The sequence below is a fragment of the Sphingopyxis sp. Geo25 genome (genome assembly GCF_949769135.1).
Taxonomy (GTDB): domain Bacteria; phylum Pseudomonadota; class Alphaproteobacteria; order Sphingomonadales; family Sphingomonadaceae; genus Sphingopyxis.
In genome coordinates, this window is record NZ_CATKOZ010000006.1 from 183,779 (window position 1) to 201,275 (window position 17,497).

Genomic DNA, 17,497 nt, shown 5'->3' on the forward strand with positions numbered 1-17,497 from the left:
GCTAAATCAGTAAAAAAACACCAAATTGGTGGCAATTTATCCCCGCCTGACGCGGTCGAAAGCCTCCCTCGTCACGGGGTATCCCAGATGGTCGGGAATGCACAGATAGGGGCGGCCGTCACGCTCCTCGATCCAGGGCGTTACCAGCTCGACCGGGAACTGCCCGGCGTGCAAAGAAAACTCTTCAAAATCATTGGTTTGTGACAGTCGTTCGAGGTTCCTGCGGGTCGGGAAAATGATCGATATCTCGCCCGCATCGGCCATCGCCAGCGTGCCTTTCGCGCTGGCCCAGAAGATGTGGCTGTGCTCGGCCTCTTCTACCGTCAGCTCATGGCCGTGTGGCGGCGCGGAAACCGCATAAAAGCGCGTGTCGAAGGTTCGCGCTTCCTTGAAATTGGGGCACCAGCGCGCAAACGGCACCAACGCGTCGAGCGCGACCCGATCGTTCCGTGCGGCGAGGATGTCCGAGAGCAGTTCCCCGCCCAGCAGAGCCCTCCGAACATCCGATGAATCGTGCTCGGAAAGCGACGGCCAGCCGACCGCAAGCCCCGTTTCCTCCAGTGTTTCGCGGAGCGCGGCGACCCGCGCGGCGCCATCGGCATCGCCTTCGGCAAATCCGTGCCGCTGCGCGACGGTGAAATCGTCGGGATCGATACGACCGCCCGGAAACACTACCGCACCCGCCGCAAAGGCCATGTTGCTCGATCGCTTGACCATCAGGATTTCGTCGGGTCCGCCGCCCGCCGACGGGCGCATGATCACGAGCGTGGCGGCGGGAATGGCGCCTTCGGGGAGCGCGGGAGCGAATGATGAAGCGATTCCGGTCATGCCGAATCGATAAACGTGCCGGGCCGCCTTGTCATCTGGTGACACCGACGGGCCATTGCGAGGAGCCCTCCCCGCGTGCAAGATGCGGCGCATCCGCACCGGCCGATGTGGGAGCAGGGCCATGGGAATATTGGAGATTCTGGGTGTCGCCGGTAGCCTGAGCCTGCTCGCGGGCTGGCGCCTCTACCTCACCATTTTCGCGACCGGGATCGCCATGCACTTCGGCTGGCTGCCGCTGCCCGAGCATCTGAAGGCGTTGCAGATCCTCGCGAACCCGTGGGTGCTCGGCATCGCGGGCGTCGGGACGCTGGCCGAATTCCTCGCCGACAAGGTCGCGTGGGTCGACACCGCGTGGGACACGATCCACAGCATCGTCCGCCCGCTGGGCGGTGCGCTGCTCGCGCTGGCGCTCGTCGACAGCTCGGACCCGGCCTGGCAGGTCGTCGCCTTCCTGCTCGGCGGCGGCGGCGCGCTGCTCAGCCACGGCGCCAAGGCGACGACGCGCGCGGTGGTCAACGTCAGTCCCGAACCCTTCAGCAATGCCGCAGTGTCGACCGGGGAGGATGTCGCGACGACCGGCCTCCTCGCGCTCGCAATCGCCTATCCGCCGCTCGCGATCGTGATCGCGATCCTGCTGCTGGTCGCTGCGGTGATCGTCATCATCGTGCTGCGCCGCCTGCTCCGCAAGATCAAGGCGACGCTCAAACGCGCGCTCGGCGACGAGCCGGCAGAGTCCGCCCTGCCCCCGCTTTAGGAGGGCAGCAATTCCTTGAGCGGCTTTTCGCTGTCGGCGAGCTGCTCGGGAGTGGCGTGAAGACCGGCGGTGACGATCATCCGGCCCTGGACATAGTCCTTGGTCGCATTGACGCAGTCGAGGGCGATGACCTTGCCGGCCTTCAAATAGACGATCGAGAAGCTGCGCGTCGCCGGATCGCCGCGCAGCACGGCCTGATCGTGCCCGGTCGACAGGCCTGCGGTCTGGAGTTTGAGGTCATACTGGTTCGACCAGAACCACGGGATCGCATGATAGGGCGCCTCGTCGCCGACAATGCCCTTCGCGACGACATTCGCCTGATCATTGGCATTCTGTACCGATTCCAGCCGGATCGTCGCGCCTTCGGCAAAATCGTTCACATGCGCGGCGCAATCGCCGATCGCATAAATATCGGGCAGGCTTGTCTTGCAGAGCCGGTCGACGAGCACGCCCCCGCTACCGCTCGCGCCCTCAGCGCCCGCCGCGATTAGCGGTTCGATCGCGGGTACGATGCCGATGCCGACGATCACCAGGTCGGCGGGGATGACCTCGCCGTCGGCGAGCCGGACTCCCGTGACATGCGTTTCGCCCTCGATCGCATCGACGCAGACGCCGAGCCGCAGGTCGACGCCATGGTCGCGGTGTTCCTTCTCGTAGAAGCGCGACAGCTCGACCCCCGCGACGCGCGCGAGGACGCGGTCGAGCGCTTCGAGCAGCACGACCTTCTTGCCGGCCTTGTTGAGCACCGCCGCCGCTTCGAGCCCGATATAGCCGCCGCCGATCACCACGATCTGCTCTGCTGTTTCCGACGCCGCCTTCATCGCATCGGCATCGGCCTTGGTCCGCACCCCCTGCACGCCCGGCAGGTCGCCGCCGGGGATCGGCAACATCCGCGGGCTGCCGCCGGTCGCCCAGACAAGCTTGCCATAACCGATCGTCTCGCCACCGTCCGTCGTCACCGTGTGCGCCGACGGATCGACCGACACGACACGCTTGCCGAGCAGCATCGTCACTTCGCGTTCGTCCCAATATTTGGCGGGGCGAAGCTGGATGCGTTCGAATTCCTTCTCGCCCGCGAAATATTCCTTCGACAGCGGCGGGCGCTCATAGGGCAGTTCGGGTTCGTCGCCGATGATCGCGATGCTGCCCTCGAACTTCTGCGTGCGCAGCATCACCGCCACCTGCGCGCCGCCATGCCCGGCCCCCACGATCACCACGTCGAATTTCATAATCCCTCCGCTACGGCATGCGCCCAATTTACGCGCGTCCCTGACATGCACGGCAGAGCCGTACAAGAAACAATGGCTATGCGGCTTGCAGGATCAGCTCGTCGCGCAGCAGGATCAGCTTTGCCCCTAGCGCCGCGATCTCGGTATCGCTTTGCGACCCCGCAACGACCGACGCCGACAGGCAAAAGCCGGGCGCTATGCCCGTCGTCCCCGCCGCCACGGTCCACACCCCGCGATGCGCATAGCCCTGATCGATCGCATAGCCGCGCGCCGCCGCTTCGTGGACCTGCCGCACATAGGTTTCGAACGGCAGGTCGGCCTGCCAACGGACCGGCGCATAGCGGCGCGCCAGCTCGCCTTCGCCCACGCCCTGCACCGCCGCGATCGCTCGTCCCGCCGCGCCGCTGCCGAGCGGCTGGCGCTGGTCGTCTGCGAGGCTGAGTCGCATCCCCGCATCGCTCTCGGCACGCACCGCGAGCTGCATCCGGTCGCGCGACACGATCTTCCAGAGGCCGACCGCGGCTTCGGTTGCTTGCGCGAATGCCGCCATGCGCGGCAGCGCCCGGTCGACAAGCCGCGTGCCCGCGCTGTCGCGTAGCGCCTCGGCGGCCTGCCACGGCGCGGTCAGGCGATAGCGTTTGCCCGCCGTCTCCCGCTCGATCGCACCCTCCGCGACGAGCGTTTTCAAGAGATTGAGGCAGCTCGACGGGCTCAGGCTGACGCTCCGGCCGATATCGGACAGTGTCAGCGCTCCCGCCTCGCCGAGCAGGCGGAGGATCGCGAAGGCTTGCGAAACAGAGCGTACGGGGCCGGTCATCTTCGCTGAAATATTTTCAACGTGATGAAAAATCAATTCTCAATGTTGAAATGATGCGAAGGGCGGCATATCGCGCTACCAACACGAATCGAACGGGAGAGCGACGATGAGCGGATGCCTCGACGGAAAGGTCGTTGCGATAACAGGCGCCGGGCGCGGCATCGGCCGCGAACTCGCGCTGCACTGCGCGGCGCAAGGCGCGGCGGTCATCGTCAACGATCCGGGTGTCGCGCAGACCGGGGACGGCGGCGACGCGGCTCCGGCCGAGACGACCGCGAACGACATCGTCGCTGCAGGCGGCAAGGCTGCCGCCAATTTCGGCAATGTCGCCGACCCCAGGGAAGCCGCGGGCATCATCGAGGACGCGGTAGCTAAATTCGGCCGCATCGACGCCGTCGTGAACAACGCCGGGATCCTCCGCGACACCATCTGGCACAAGATGAGCTACGAGGACTGGAAGAGCGTCATCGAGGTCAACCTGACCGGCGTCTTCAACGTCTCGAAGGCCGCGACGCCCTGGTTCCGCGAACAGCAGTCGGGCAGCTTCATCCATTTCACCTCGACCAGCGGCCTCATTGGCAACATCGGGCAGGCGAACTATTCTGCCGCCAAGCTCGGCGTCGTCGCGCTGTCGCAATCGATCGCGCTCGACATGGCGCGCGCCGGCGTGCGCTCCAACTGCATCGCCCCCTTCGCGTGGAGCCGCATGACCGCCTCGATCCCCGCGACGACCCCCGCCGAGCAGGAGCGCGTCAAGCGCATCCAGGAAATGTCGGCCGACAAGATCGCGCCGCTCGTCGCCTACCTCGCATCGGACCTGTCGAAAGATGTGACGAACCAGATATTCAGCGTGCGCAAGAACGAGATCACGCTCTTTTCGAAACCGCGTCCCGTGCGATCGATGGCGAAGCTCGAAGGCTGGACCGCCGAAGCGATTGCCAACGAGCTGATCCCGGCCTTCCGCCCCTCCTTTGCACGCGCCGACGAGGTGTCGGCGCATGTCTTCCCCTACGACCCGATCTGAGGAAAAGCCCATGAGCAACCCCGGCATGGACGCGGATGTTTTCGACCAGTTCATCGAACAGCTTCAGCGCTATGTGCGCGAGCGCCTTCTCCCCGCCGAGAAGGAGATCGTCGAGAGCGACGCGATCCCCGACGACATCCTCGGCGAAATGCGCGACATGGGCCTGTTCGGCCTGACGATTCCCGAAGAATATGGCGGCGCGGGAATGAACGTCAGCCAGTATATCAAGACGATCCACACGATCAGCTATGCGATGCCGGCGTTCCGCTCGATCATCTCGATCAATATCGGCATGTTCGCCTCGGCGCTGAAGAATGGCGGGACCGAGGCGCAGAAGGCCGAATGGCTGCCGCGCGTCGCCGCGGGCGAAATCGCCTGCTTCGGGCTGACCGAACCCGGATCGGGGTCGGATTCAGCGGGGCTGCAGACCACCGCGACGCAGACCGACAACGGCTGGGTCCTCAACGGCACCAAACGCTACATCACCAACTCGCCCTTCGCCAAAGTCGGCCTGATCATGGCGCGGACGAGCAAGGAGAATCTGCCGAAGAACGCGCATGTCTCGGCCTTCGTCGTGCCCTTCGACGTCCCCGGCATCACGATCGGCAAGTCGGACAAGAAGATGGGCCAGTCGGGCAGCCATATCGCCGACGTCGTGATGGACGATGTCCGCGTCGGCGGCGAGGCGCTGCTCGGCGGCGAGCTCGGCAAGGGCTTCGCCTATGCGATGATGAGCCTCGACAACGGCCGCATGTCGGTCGGCGCCGCGGCGACCGCCTACGCCCGCCGCGCGCTCGACAGCGCGGTGCGCTACGCGACCGAGCGCAAGGCGTTCGGCGAGCCGATCGCGAACTTCCAGCTGATCCAGCAGATGCTCGCGCAGAGCGAGATCGACATCTACGCCGCCGAATGCATGATGGAGGACGTCACGCGCCGCGCCGACGCCGGCGAGAATGTCCTGCGCAAGGCGGCGGCGTTCAAGGTCTTCGCCAGCGAAATGTGCGGCCGCGTCGTCGACGCCTGCGTCCAGGTCTATGGCGGCGCCGGCTATCTCGCCGAATATGACGCCGAACGCTTCTTTCGCGATGCGCGCATCTATCGCATCTACGAAGGCACGACGCAGATCCTGCAGCTCCAGATCGCCAAGCATATGCTGCGCGAATTCGCGGCGGCGTGAGGGTGATTTTCTCCCAATCCCTTCCCAGCGTGTTCCCTCGCGAAGGAGTGTCGGGTCGGATCGTCCCCCGGACGATCCTTGAACATGCGGGGCAAGTTCAACCCGATACTGGGCCATCACCTACCCTCGCGTTATTTGGCGGACGGCGATGGCAAGACGATAGCTCGGGTGATGGACCCCCGCCTTCGCGGGGGAACACAGGGGGTGTGGGCCCGGTCCATGTATAACCTCCTCTCCGGCCTATCGGTGATCGAAGCCTCCTCCTTTGTCGCCTCGCCCACGGCCGGGCTCTATTGCGCGCAGTTCGGCGCCGAGGTGATCCGCGTCGACCAGATCGGCGGCGGTCCGGATTTTAGGCGCTGGCCGGTGACATCGGAGAACAACTCGCTCTATTGGGAAAACCTCAACCGCGCGAAGAAGTCGGTCGCGCTCGATCTTTCCCGGCCCGAGGGGCGCGAATTGTTACAGGAGCTGGTCCGCGCCACCGGCCAGTTCATCACCAACTTTCCGGTCGACGGCTTCCTCTCGCACGCCAAGCTCGCCGAGGGCCGCCCCGATCTGATCACCGTCCGCGTGATGGGCTGGGCCGACGGCTCGCCCGCGCTCGACTACACGGTGAACAATAGCGTCGGCTATCCGATGCTCACCGGCGCGGGGCCCGAACCCGTCAATCATGTGCTGCCCGCGTGGGATCTGCTCACCGGCGCCTATGCCGCCTTCACATTGCTCGCGGCGATCCAGCGGCGCAGCGTCAGCGGCGAAGGCGGCGAGGTGCGCATCCCCCTGTCCGATGTCGCGATTGGCACCGTCGCCAATCTCGGGGGTATCGCCGAAGTCCTTTACTCGGGCGAGAATCGCCCGCGGCTCGGCAATGCGGTCTATGGCCTCTTCGGCCGCGACTTCGTGACCCGCGATGGCGCGCGGACGATGATCGTGGTCGTCACCCCGCGCCAGTGGGCCAATCTGGTGGCGGCGCTGAACCTCGGCGATGCCATCGCGAGCATCGAAAGCGCGCGCGGCGTGTCCTTCGCCAGGGACGATGGCCTCCGCTTCGACCACCGCGATGCCCTCTATCCCTTGTTCGAACAGGCGATCGCGAGCCGCGACCATGCCGATCTCGCCGCCGCCTTCGACGCGGGCGGGATCGTCCATTCGCCCTATCGCACGATGCTCGACGCCGCGAACGACCCGGCGCTCGTGGCGAACAACCCGATTTTCGGCGAAGCGCCGAACCCCAGCGGTTTCGTCTATCCCGCCGCGGGTGCCTTCGCCACCATCCCGCAGGCGGACCGCGAGCCCCCGCGCCCTGCGCCGCGCAACGGCCAGCACAGCGAAGAAATACTGTCCTCGCGCCTTTCGCTCTCCTCGGGCGAAATCGCCCGCCTGATCGATGCCGGTATCGTCGGTGCCGGCTGAATTGCCCCACTCCCCCTTCCTGTTCCCCCGCGAAGGCGGGGGCCCATCATCCGATCCTTGCGATGCCGGCCAGGGGTTGCTGAGGGCTGAGAGGGCAGGTGATGGACCCCCGCCTTCGCGGGGGCACACGCAATTTATGTTTGGAGATTAGAAAATGACCCTTCGCCGCGCCGCCATCGTCGCCCCGATCCGCACCGCCGTCGGCAAGTTCGGCGGCGCGCTCTCGTCGATCACCGCCGGCGATCTCGGCGCCGTCATCCTGAAGGCGCTGATCGAGCGCACGAAGATCGATCCCACGCGCGTCGACGACGTCGTCTTTTCGCAAGGCTACGGCAATGCCGAAGCCCCCGCGATCGGCCACTGGTCGTGGCTCGCCGCGGGCCTGCCGCTCGAGGTGCCCGGTTACCAGCTCGATCGCCGCTGCGGCTCGGGTCTTCAGGCGGTCGTCAACGCCGCGATGATGGTCCAGACCGGCATGTCCGACGTCGTCGTCGCGGGCGGCGTCGAATCGATGTCGAACGTCGAACATTATACGACCGACGTCCGCAAGGGCATTCGCGCGGGCAACCTCACCCTCCATGACCGGCTGACGCGCGGCCGCGTCATGTCGCAGCCGGTCGAGCGCTTCGGCGTCATCACCGGCATGATCGAGACCGCCGAAAATCTCGCCAAGGACTATGGCATCAGCCGCGAAGCATGCGACGCCTATGCCGTCCGCAGCCACCAGCGCGCTGCCGCCGCTTGGGCGAAGGGCCTGTTCGACGACGAACTCGTCCCCGTCTCGGTCCCGCAGAAGAAGGGCGACCCCGTCGTCTTCGCGCATGACGAGGGCTACCGCGCCGACGCGACGCTCGAATCGCTCGGCAAGCTCAAGGCACTCGAAGGCGGCGTCGTCACCGCAGGCAACGCGAGCCAGCAGAACGACGCCGCTGCCGCGTGCCTCGTCGTCGCCGAGGACAAGCTCGACGAACTCGGCCTGACCCCCATTGCCTGGTACCACAGCTCGGCCGCCGCGGGTTGCGACCCCAGCCGCATGGGCATCGGCCCCGTCCCCGCAGTCGAACGCCTCTTCGCGCGCAACGGCCTCGGCTGGGGCGACATCGACCTCGTCGAACTCAACGAAGCCTTCGCGCCGCAAGTGCTCGCGGTGCTCAAGGGTTGGGGCTGGAGCGACGACGACAGCCGGAACGAAATCCTCAACGTCAACGGCTCGGGCATCTCGCTCGGCCACCCGATCGGTGCGACGGGCGGCCGCATCCTCGCCAACCTGACGCGCGAACTCGTCCGCAGGGACGGCCGCTACGGCCTTGAAACCATGTGCATCGGCGGTGGTCAGGGCATCGCCGCGATCTTCGAGCGCGCCGCCTGAGCAGGTGTGAATGGGCAAGGAACAGGCGATCAAATTGGAACAAGCCCTTCTTCCTCGTCACCCCGGACTTGATCCGGGGTCCATTGCGCCGCCGATGGCATGGACCCCGGATCAAGTCCGGGGTGACGAAGGAATAGGAGGCAGGCTCTGACGATGCGTGCGGATCTGAACGGCGCTCTGATCGCAGCGCAGGCCTATCGCGGCGCAGCGCAGGCTGCGCTTGCCGAGCGACTGACTGCAAGGCCGATCGACAGCGAACAACGCGCCGCGCACGGCTTCGCATGGGTCGCGACCACCGTTGCTGCGCTCGAAGCAACGCTCGCGTGGTACGAGTCCGGCCAGAACTCCAATCCCCTCGACGACAAAATCGCCGCCCTCGCTTTCGCCGAAAGCATCGGCCAGCTGACCGGCGGCTTGCCGATGGGGCAGAACGAAATCTTCCGCCCCGCCGACCTCGGCCTCACCGCCGCAGCCCGCACGCTTGCCGACGCCTGCGCCGACCTGCTGAATACCGACCACGCCACGACCCGCGCCAGCGTCGCCGCCGCGCTCGCCGAAGGCCATTGGCCGAGCGAGACGCTACACGATGCCGACCTCGACGCGATCCGCGACCAGTATCGCCGCTTCACCGACGCCGCGATCATCCCGCACGCCCACGCTTGGCACCTCGCGAACGACCTGATCCCCGATACGACGGTGGCGGCGATGGCCGAGCTCGGTACCTTCGGCGTCTGCATCCCCGAAGAATATGGAGGCCTCGGTCTCGGCAAGCTCGTCATGTGCATCGTCACCGAGGAATTGTCGCGCGGCTGGATCGGCGCCGGGTCGCTCGGCACGCGGTCGGAGATTGCGGGCGAATTGATCGCGATGGGCGGCACCGACGCGCAAAAGACCGAATGGCTGCCGCGGATCGCCAGCGGCGAGATCCTGCCGACGGCGGTGTTCACCGAACCCGACGTCGGCTCCGACCTCGGCGCGCTGCAAACCAAGGCGCGTCGCGAGGGCGACCGCTGGATCATCGACGGCGCGAAGACCTGGATCACCCACGCCGCGCGCTCGGACCTGATGACCCTGCTCGCCCGCACCCTGCCCGATGCGAAGGGCTATGCCGGCCTGTCGATGCTGCTCGTCCCCAAGCCGCGCGGGACCGAGACCGATCCCTTTCCCGCCGCCGGGATGACCGGCAGCGAGATCGAGGTACTCGGCTATCGCGGGATGCGCGAATATGCGCTGCAGTTCGAGGGGCTTACGGCACCCGCCGACGCGCTGCTCGGCGGCGAGGAGGGGCAAGGCTTCAAGCAGCTGATGCGCACCTTCGAGGGCGCCCGCATCCAGACCGCCGCGCGCGCCGTCGGCGTCGCGCGCCGCGCGCTCGAACTCGGGCTCGACTATGCACTAACCCGCAAGCAGTTCGGGAAGGCGATCGTCCATTTCCCGCGCGTGTCGGACAAACTCGCGATGAGCCTTGTCGATTTCATCACCGCGCGCGAGTTGAGCTACGCGGCCGCGCGCGCCAAGGATTCGGGCAAGCGCTGCGATATCGAGGCCGGCATGGCGAAGCTGCTCGGCGCGCGCGCCGCCTGGTCGAACGCCGATGCCGCGCTGCAGATCCATGGCGGCAACGGCTATGCCCTTGAGTATGAGATCAGCCGTATCCTCTGCGACGCGCGCATCCTCAACATCTTCGAGGGCGCAGCCGAGATTCAGGCGCAGGTGATCGCGCGCGGACTGACCGGAGGACGCAATTGATGAACGACTGGAGTGCATGGATCGGCCGCGAGGACATCCGCCACGACCATATCGAACCTGCCGCCGTGAGCCGCTGGCTCGCGACGCTCGACCGCGCCGCGCCCGCCGACGGCAGCGTCCCCCAAGCCTATCACTGGTGCCTCTGCCTCCCCGACGCTCCGACCGCGATCCTCGGCGCCGACGGCCATCCGGTGCGCGGGGACAGCGACGACAGTTTCCTGCCCCCCATCCCCCTGCCACGGCGCATGTGGGCGGCGAGCAAGGTCGAATTCCTGACGCCCTTGCGCCCCGGCCAGTCGATCATGCGCAGTTCGCGCGTCGCCTCGATCACCGAAAAACAGGGCGGCACCGGCAAGCTCGTCTTCGCCGAGGTCGCGCACGAGACCCACGGCGACGGCGCCCTCGCGGTGCGCGAAATCCAGTCGATCGTCTTCCGCGAGCCCGCGCCCGCCGGCGCTCCCGCTACCCCTCCCCCGCCCGGCGAGGGCAAGTTCGACGCATCGGGCTGGGACGCGCACCGGATGCTCGTCCCGTCCGAAGCGCTGCTGTTCCGTTACTCGGCGCTGACCTTCAACAGCCACCGCATTCATTACGACCTGCCCTATGCGACCCACGAAGAGGGCTACCGCGGCCTCGTCGTCCACGGCCCACTCACCGCGACGCTCCTGCTCGACCTTGCGGCGCTACATCTCGGGGACAACATGCTCCAACGCTTCGCCTTCCGCGGCCTGTCCCCCGCGATCTGCGGTGATCCGCTCCATCTCGTCCTTCGTCGCGACGACGACACCATCGCCCTCGCCGCTTTTGCCGCCGATGGCCGACAGGTGATGGCGGCGACGGCCAACTGAAAGAGAAATATCGATGTCCGAACCATTGCACCCCGAAATTCGCGAATCCGTTCGCCGCCTGTGCGCCGAATTCCCCGGCAGCTATTGGCAGGCGCTCGACCGCGACCGCATCTATCCGACCGACTTCGTCCGTACCCTGACCGAAGCGGGTTTCCTGTCGGTGCTCGTGCCCGAAGAATATGGCGGCGCCGGGCTCGGCCTGTCGGCGGCGACCGCGATCCTCGAGGAGATCCATCGTTCGGGCTGCAACGGCGGCGCCTGCCACGCGCAGATGTACACGATGGGGACGATCCTGAAGCACGGCTCGCCCGAGCAGAAGGCGCGCTACCTGCCCGGCATCGCGAGCGGGGCGCTTCGCCTGCAGGCCTTCGGCGTCACCGAACCGACGAGCGGCACCGACACGACGCGGATCAAGACCTTCGCGCGCCGCGACGGCGACGATTATATCGTTTCGGGCCAGAAGATCTGGATCAGCCGCGCCGAGCACAGCGACCTGATGGTGCTGCTCGTCCGTACCACCCCGCGCGATCAGGTCCAGAAATCGTCCGACGGAATGAGCGTGCTGCTCGTCGACATGCGCGAGGCGGTTGGCAACGGCCTCACCATCCGGCCGATCCGCACGATGCTCAACCATGCGACGACCGAGCTTTTCTTCGACGACCTCCGCGTTCCCGCCGCAAACCTGATCGGGGAGGAAGGCAAGGGCTTCCGCTATATTCTCGACGGCATGAATGCCGAGCGCATCCTGATCGCCAGCGAATGCATCGGCGACGGCCGCTTCTTTATCGACCGCGCCGCCGCCTACGCCTCGGGGCGCGAGGTATTCGGGCGCCCGATCGGGGAGAATCAGGGCATCCAGTTCCCGATCGCGCGCGCGCACGTCCAGATTTCGGCGGCCGCGGCGATGGTCGACAAGGCGGCGGCGATGTTCGAGGCGGGCGAGCCTTGCGGCACCGAAGCCAACATGGCGAAAATGCTTGCGTCGGAGGCAAGCTGGTTCGCCGCCGACATGTGCATCCAGACGCACGGCGGCTTCGGCTTCGCCGAGGAATATGACATCGAACGCAAGTTCCGCGAAACGCGCCTCTATCAGGTCGCGCCGATCAGCACGAACCTGATCCTGAGCCACGTCGCGACGCATGTGTTGAAACTCCCCAAGAGCTTCTGAGCAGGACGCGCGGAGAATTTGGGGAAGCTATGGTGCCGCTTCAGGACTCGAACCTGTGGCCCCATCATTACGAATGATGTGCTCTACCAACTGAGCTAAAGCGGCACTGGTGCCCAGAAGAGGAATCAATAGTTAAGTATATGATTTTGAAAAGAAATTTATTTCCCTTCGACATGCAAAATGATGGCCCCTTCGTTGGCCCGCGTCAAGATTTTGTGGAGTGGTTCGAGTGTTGGCGGTCTCAGCAACGCTCGCAGCCCCGCATATCATTCCAGGTAGTATCGCGCAATCGCGCCCGCCAAAGGCTCCACCACGAGGTAGGTAAATTGGCGCCAATCCAGCCCCAACACGGTGCGATTGACTAATGCGTAGCGCTTCGAGCATTTGCGCTAACCGTCCGCGAGAGCCCGCCCCGAACTAATGCGGCATAGGTAACGCTTGGCTGCTTGACGAACGCTAGTTTTCCACGAGCCAGTCACGGCACGCCGCCCAGTTAGGGAAGCGGTTGTCGTCAGGACGCATGTTTGGCGACAAGATCGTGCACTTGCGCAGGATCAAACGCCACGTCCCATGACCATCGCCCGAACCCACCCGTAGAATTGATAGCCCGAACCCACTCATCGAGAGCCTCGCGCTTGGCCTTATTCTGCTGGCTGTCCGTTCCCTTGATCTCGAGCGCCAGTGTTTTCCCGTTCGCCAGCCTGACAATGAAATCGGGGATGTAGCGGCGGCGCGATCCCTGCCAGAGGTAATGAATCTGGAAACTCAGATGATCGTTCTTGGCATAGGCGATCACATCGTCCCGGCCCTCAAACACGTTGGCAGCGTATTGCTCCCACGCTGAGTCACCAACCACATGGCTGATGTGGGACTTTCCGGTCGGCATGTTGGGCTTTGTGGTGTACCACGCTCGCATCTGACCGGTACTACCGATCGGGTTCTCTTCGTCGAACACGGGGGTTAGGGCGGTCGTATTCTGCTCGCTGACGAACCGGAGAACGTGCCGGACGATCAGGTCGATATTCAGCGCGATGAGGATACGACGGCGGACCGGATCGCTATGGAACAGCGACGGAATGTCGATCTGGTCTGATCGCAGGAAGGTCTCAACCAGCCGGATAAGCTGGAATACGAGGAATTCCTCGTTGCCCTTGAAGTTGGCCTTCAGTTCGGCGAACGCCTTGCGGGCAGCAACGAATGTCAGCCGCTGAAGACGGAATTCCTCTGGCAGCAAGGACAGGTCGATGGCCGTCACCTTGCTCATGTCCGCCGCGCCGCCTAGAGCGGGGGCGATCTCGGCGCTGATGACTGTGGCAACCGGATCGAGGGTCAATGGCTCGACTTTCGCCCAATCCACCGTCAATTCCGGCTTCACCACCGTCTCGATGCGCAGAACGTTGGGCCACTTCAGTTCAAGCGAGGCACGATCCGGCACCACGTCAATCTGAGTGCTGGGCTTCGGCGGAGGCGGGGCATCGCCACCTTCGCCCGGCTCGTAGATCGAAAGCGGGACACCGAAAACGTTAACGTATTCCGGCAGGAACAGCCCGTTCTCATCTTTGTCATAACCGACACGGCGCAGCCCTCGACCGATAACCTGCTCGCACAGCAACTGCGACGTGAACGCCCGCAGGCCCATGATGTGGGTGACGTTCTTCGCGTCCCAGCCTTCGGAGAGCATGGCGACCGAAATCACCGTCTGCAAGTTCTGACCGGCGCCACCGCGCTTGCCGACGTTGTCGACGATCTCGCGGAGCAGTTCCTCCTTCTTCATCGCTAGGAGGCGTTCCTTTTTTGTTTCGGGGATCGCGGCCTCATCGATCACCTGCTCCAGCCGAGCCTCATATCCCTTGTCCGCACTGGCCGTCTCGCCAACCTCGGCTTTCTCCATGACGCGGGAGTCCACGCGCAAGGTTCTGCCAGGAGCCTGAAGTTCCGGCCAGTGGCAGTCACCATGATTGAAGAAGTGCTCGACACGCGCCGCAGTTTCCGTCCGATTGCATACAGTCAACATGACCGGGGGTGAATGGTGCTTGCTGTCGGCCCACTGCTTAGCTGTTGCGCGCCAGTCGGCGCCAAGGATGGTGTATGCGTCCTTCACCAGCTTCGGCAGCGCCTCGTGTGGCTCAGCCCTACGGTTCAGGTCTTCCGCCACGGCTGGATCGCGATAGATATGATAGAGCTTGGACCGCATGGTCTTGGCGTCGGGCATAGCATCGTCCCGCACTACTACGCGCGGCGTCTTGACCAGCCCAGCCTCAATTGCGTCATTCAGGCCGAAATCTGAAACGATCCATTCGAACAGTGCAGTATCGGTGCTGGCCTTACCCGTAGGCGCAAACGGTGTGGCCGACAGGTCAAAGCAACGCTGAATACGGCGGGTCTTATGCAGCCGGTCCAGCCCCTCGATCCAGCGAGTGGCCTCGTCGAGGTCGATCCCGGCTTCCTCCGCCTGTTTCTTGCTTATCTTAACCTCAGCGGGCTTCCGGTAGGCGTGGTGGGCCTCATCGTTGATGACGACGATATCCTTAAAGACGGCGAGCTTGCCGAGAACGCGGCGGGTAAAAGCCTCGTCGGTTTCCGCGCCCTTCTTGACCACCGAACGCTTTGGCTCCGAGGCAGGCATGAGCGTGTGCCAGTTCTCAATCAGGATCACTGCCTGATTGAGTTTCTGCCTCAGCGCCTCTGATGGGCACAGGTTGAACTCGTCGTAATAGCTGCCTGCGCTGGGGATCAGAACCTGAAGCCGCCCCTTCACCGTTAGGCCGGGCGCGACGATAAAAATGGCCCGACTGAAATCCTTGTTCCGCTTTGGGTAGGTCAGGGCGTTGAGCACCTGCCACGTGATGATCATCGCCATCACCGTGGTCTTTCCCGCACCGGTTGCCATCTTGTTGCACAGGCGTTGCCACGGCCCGCCATCGCCGGGCACATATATACCCTGCTTGTATTCTTCCGCCGCTTCAATGCACCAGATCAGCGTCTCGATCGCTTCCAGCTGACAGAAGTAGAACGGGTACTCCCGCGCCGTGTTGTCATGCCAGTGTTCAAGCAGACGTCGGGTGACGATGGTCACCCCGGGATAGCCAGCCTCGCGCCATTGATCGACCCGACCTCGGATCGTCTCAACCAGTTCCAGCTTCTCTGTTCGCCGGGTGTTGTTCCTCGCGTCGAACACGTCGTAGCTGGCTGAGCGGCGCTCGGGGATGATTTCTAGCGTGCCGTCCGACTTAGGAGCCCAATGCTGCTGCGGGCACCCGAAGGGCGTATTGATGATGAGCGACTTTGGTTTGTCGTCCTGGGACTTTGCCACCGTCGTCACTCCAAGTTCATGATCTTGAGTGACTCGATGCCCCGATCATCCACGATCTTGACCGCGACCCGGTGATGGTCACCCGCCTCGAACGGCAGGGAGACTGTGCCGTGGAATTGCTCCAGCAGGTCCTCATCCAGTTCGGCCCGGATCGTCTTCTTCAGGCGATTCCAGCCGTCCTTGGCACCGGCCATCGGGAAGAAAACCTGATGTGGCATCAGGCTTCGCCCGTCATAGTCGGTGTCGAGTGACCACATTGCGATCTTCGATTTACCACCCGACACCAGCGTGCCTTCGCGGGGATCGAAATAGTCGAAGCCGTGGACCTCCACCTGCCAGTTATCACCAACCTGCTTCAGTTCGATTTCCGGTTGCCCCATCAGCCAGAACGACTGGTTCGACGACCGGGCCTTTTTCAGGTCCTCGGTCAGCAGGTCGGTGTTCATCTGGGCCTTGAGCAGGGTGACGCCGGGCCAGTTGAGTTCGTCAATATCCTTCGCCGCTTCAGGGTCGAAGGTGAAAGCGCAGAAAACCACGAACTTCGGCTTGGGCACGAGAGTCTGGGCATCCTCGATGGCGCGCTCAACCTGCTTCTGTTCAAGAGCTGCGTGCTCAGGGCCAAAGCTGACGACGACACGTTCCCCGCTGTCCAGCGTACCGGACGCATGGAGATGCTTGACACCGGGGATGGCCTCAAGGTCTGTGAACTTCAGTATGGCCCCACCCTTGGCGCGGATGCCGGTGCGGATCAATTCGTCGCGCCACTGCGTCTGCCGGGATGTTTCGCCCGAACGTGCGATCGTTGCATCAGCTTCAGCCGGTGAGCCTGACTCATCCAACGAAAGCACGGTTGGCGCAGGCACTGCTTCGACTGAAAATGGGCCGGTGATGCGCAGACGGCTTTTGTCTACCTGAGGCTTGTCGTATAAGGTTTCCTGATCTGCATGTGCGCTAATGCACCTATCCATCTCCGCCTGCATTGCCTGCTTAGCCGAGTGGAAAGATGCTAGAGCAACTTTGGCATCATCTGGCCAATCAGGTGCACTCCGGAAAGGGACCTCCCACTCCTCAAGTGCCATGCCCGACGCAAAGTCGATGCTCTTGCCCTTTCGGTTCCCCTGATCGGGTTTCAACGTTGAAGGAGGATTAGCGATCAGCGCCTTGTTGAGCGCCTCAAGAGCCGAAGCGATGGCGGGGTGGCGCTCGTCGTAGATCGTATCAATGTCCGGGTTGTTCGCGATTTTTTGCAACATAATATGCGGCACGGTGTCGTACACAAACCCGCCGCCCAGTCCTTCGTGAGGATAGCGCAGGTGGTAATAGTCAAAGCTTGCAGTCATCAAGCGCTGCTTGGCAAGTGTGACAGCGACCCTGCTGGTGTCGCACGTTATCCACCGGCGTCCCCATTTTTCAGCGACAAACGCGGTCGTTCCAGATCCGCACGTTGGGTCGAGCACCAAATCACCGGGATCGGTGGTCATCAACAAGCAGCGTTCAATAACCTTTGGCACCGTTTGAACAACATAAAACTTTGACAAGCGGTCTTGTGTATCAGTCCAGTTATTTCCAATGGCATATGCTGGAAAATCATCAACGTATCTGCGATAATAAATCATCTTTTCCAGCAGAGCGAAGCGTCCAGCGCGATGGATACGATGCATTCCTGGAACCGTATATTTCCACTGGCGGGTCATGCCAGGATGATACGGCATATTGTTGAAGTTTATTTCAACTGTAGTACTGTTGTTGAAGCCAGCTGAGATGGCAGGCTGCAACGCAAACATCCGCGCGCCCGACTTTGTTAG

13 protein-coding genes and 1 tRNA gene are annotated in these 17,497 nt (G+C 63.8%); 8 read left to right on the top strand and 6 right to left on the bottom strand.

Annotated elements, in window-relative coordinates; genetic code table 11:
- Positions 1 to 36 precede the first annotated feature (36 nt).
- Positions 37 to 828 carry an NUDIX hydrolase gene (locus tag QOL68_RS15715; RefSeq protein ID WP_282950022.1) on the bottom strand — a complete coding sequence of 264 codons (792 nt, stop codon included), beginning with the start codon at positions 826 to 828 and terminating at the stop codon, positions 37 to 39.
- A 121-nt stretch (positions 829 to 949) separates the two neighbouring features.
- Between QOL68_RS15715 and QOL68_RS15720 the strand changes: the two genes are divergently transcribed.
- On the top strand, positions 950 to 1,582 hold the full coding sequence (locus QOL68_RS15720; protein ID WP_058457251.1) for a DUF4126 domain-containing protein: 633 nt from the start codon (positions 950 to 952) through the stop codon (positions 1,580 to 1,582).
- On the opposite strand, the gene QOL68_RS15725 is transcribed toward QOL68_RS15720, so the two are convergent.
- Positions 1,579 to 2,811, bottom strand: coding sequence for an NAD(P)/FAD-dependent oxidoreductase (locus tag QOL68_RS15725; protein ID WP_282949910.1), 1,233 nt, complete (start codon positions 2,809 to 2,811; stop codon positions 1,579 to 1,581). The two genes, QOL68_RS15720 and QOL68_RS15725, sit on opposite strands and share 4 nt — an antisense overlap.
- Positions 2,812 to 2,887: 76 nt before the next feature.
- The gene (locus QOL68_RS15730) at positions 2,888 to 3,628 is read right to left on the bottom strand and encodes a helix-turn-helix domain-containing protein (RefSeq protein WP_282949909.1); all 741 of its coding nucleotides are present in this window, start codon (positions 3,626 to 3,628) and stop codon (positions 2,888 to 2,890) included.
- Positions 3,629 to 3,734: 106 nt separating this feature from the next.
- Here QOL68_RS15730 and QOL68_RS15735 point away from each other — a divergent pair, with 106 nt between their 5' ends.
- The 7 genes from QOL68_RS15735 to QOL68_RS15765 all read left to right on the top strand — a co-directional run bounded on the left by QOL68_RS15735 (position 3,735) and on the right by QOL68_RS15765 (position 12,379).
- The gene (locus QOL68_RS15735) at positions 3,735 to 4,652 is read left to right on the top strand and encodes an SDR family NAD(P)-dependent oxidoreductase (protein ID WP_282949908.1); all 918 of its coding nucleotides are present in this window, start codon (positions 3,735 to 3,737) and stop codon (positions 4,650 to 4,652) included.
- Between the two features lie 10 nt (positions 4,653 to 4,662).
- Positions 4,663 to 5,829: an acyl-CoA dehydrogenase family protein gene (locus QOL68_RS15740; RefSeq protein WP_282949907.1), complete on the top strand. Its 1,167-nt coding sequence runs from the start codon at positions 4,663 to 4,665 to the stop codon at positions 5,827 to 5,829.
- Positions 5,830 to 6,048: 219 nt separating this feature from the next.
- Positions 6,049 to 7,245, top strand: a complete 1,197-nt coding sequence (locus QOL68_RS15745) for a CoA transferase (protein WP_282949906.1) — start codon at positions 6,049 to 6,051, stop codon at positions 7,243 to 7,245.
- A gap of 154 nt (positions 7,246 to 7,399) precedes the next feature.
- Positions 7,400 to 8,614: an acetyl-CoA C-acetyltransferase gene (locus QOL68_RS15750; RefSeq protein ID WP_282949905.1), complete on the top strand. Its 1,215-nt coding sequence runs from the start codon at positions 7,400 to 7,402 to the stop codon at positions 8,612 to 8,614.
- Between the two features lie 153 nt (positions 8,615 to 8,767).
- Positions 8,768 to 10,363: an acyl-CoA dehydrogenase family protein gene (locus QOL68_RS15755; protein WP_282949904.1), complete on the top strand. Its 1,596-nt coding sequence runs from the start codon at positions 8,768 to 8,770 to the stop codon at positions 10,361 to 10,363.
- Positions 10,363 to 11,211 (top strand): HTD2 family dehydratase, encoded by an 849-nt coding sequence (locus tag QOL68_RS15760; RefSeq protein ID WP_282949903.1) that lies wholly within the window; start codon positions 10,363 to 10,365, stop codon positions 11,209 to 11,211. The genes QOL68_RS15755 and QOL68_RS15760 overlap by 1 nt, the downstream gene beginning before the upstream one ends.
- Positions 11,212 to 11,224: 13 nt before the next feature.
- The gene (locus QOL68_RS15765) at positions 11,225 to 12,379 is read left to right on the top strand and encodes an acyl-CoA dehydrogenase family protein (protein WP_282949902.1); all 1,155 of its coding nucleotides are present in this window, start codon (positions 11,225 to 11,227) and stop codon (positions 12,377 to 12,379) included.
- Between the two features lie 30 nt (positions 12,380 to 12,409).
- On the opposite strand, the gene QOL68_RS15770 is transcribed toward QOL68_RS15765, so the two are convergent.
- The 3 genes from QOL68_RS15770 to QOL68_RS15780 all read right to left on the bottom strand — a co-directional run.
- A tRNA-Thr gene (locus tag QOL68_RS15770) sits at positions 12,410 to 12,484 on the bottom strand.
- 406 nt (positions 12,485 to 12,890) lie between these two features.
- Entirely contained in the window at positions 12,891 to 15,692 is a 2,802-nt protein-coding gene (locus QOL68_RS15775) for a BPTD_3080 family restriction endonuclease (protein WP_282949901.1), read from the bottom strand.
- A 5-nt stretch (positions 15,693 to 15,697) separates the two neighbouring features.
- Positions 15,698 to 17,497, bottom strand: a 1,800-nt coding sequence (locus QOL68_RS15780) for a DNA methyltransferase (protein ID WP_282949900.1), incomplete at its 5' end; no start/stop codon positions are given.

Bases quoted from the DNA above. Each gene is read 5' to 3' on its own strand.
- QOL68_RS15735 (WP_282949908.1), top strand. From the start codon at position 3,735: ATGAGCGGATGCCTCGACGGAAAGGTCGTTGCGATAACAGGCGCCGGG.
- QOL68_RS15755 (WP_282949904.1), top strand. From the start codon at position 8,768: ATGCGTGCGGATCTGAACGGCGCTCTGATCGCAGCGCAGGCCTATCGC.
- QOL68_RS15740 (WP_282949907.1), top strand. From the start codon at position 4,663: ATGAGCAACCCCGGCATGGACGCGGATGTTTTCGACCAGTTCATCGAA.
- QOL68_RS15745 (WP_282949906.1), top strand. From the start codon at position 6,049: ATGTATAACCTCCTCTCCGGCCTATCGGTGATCGAAGCCTCCTCCTTT.
- QOL68_RS15730 (WP_282949909.1), bottom strand. From the start codon at position 3,628: ATGACCGGCCCCGTACGCTCTGTTTCGCAAGCCTTCGCGATCCTCCGC.
- QOL68_RS15750 (WP_282949905.1), top strand. From the start codon at position 7,400: ATGACCCTTCGCCGCGCCGCCATCGTCGCCCCGATCCGCACCGCCGTC.
- QOL68_RS15720 (WP_058457251.1), top strand. From the start codon at position 950: ATGGGAATATTGGAGATTCTGGGTGTCGCCGGTAGCCTGAGCCTGCTC.
- QOL68_RS15765 (WP_282949902.1), top strand. From the start codon at position 11,225: ATGTCCGAACCATTGCACCCCGAAATTCGCGAATCCGTTCGCCGCCTG.
- QOL68_RS15725 (WP_282949910.1), bottom strand. From the start codon at position 2,811: ATGAAATTCGACGTGGTGATCGTGGGGGCCGGGCATGGCGGCGCGCAG.
- QOL68_RS15760 (WP_282949903.1), top strand. From the start codon at position 10,363: ATGAACGACTGGAGTGCATGGATCGGCCGCGAGGACATCCGCCACGAC.
- QOL68_RS15715 (WP_282950022.1), bottom strand. From the start codon at position 828: ATGACCGGAATCGCTTCATCATTCGCTCCCGCGCTCCCCGAAGGCGCC.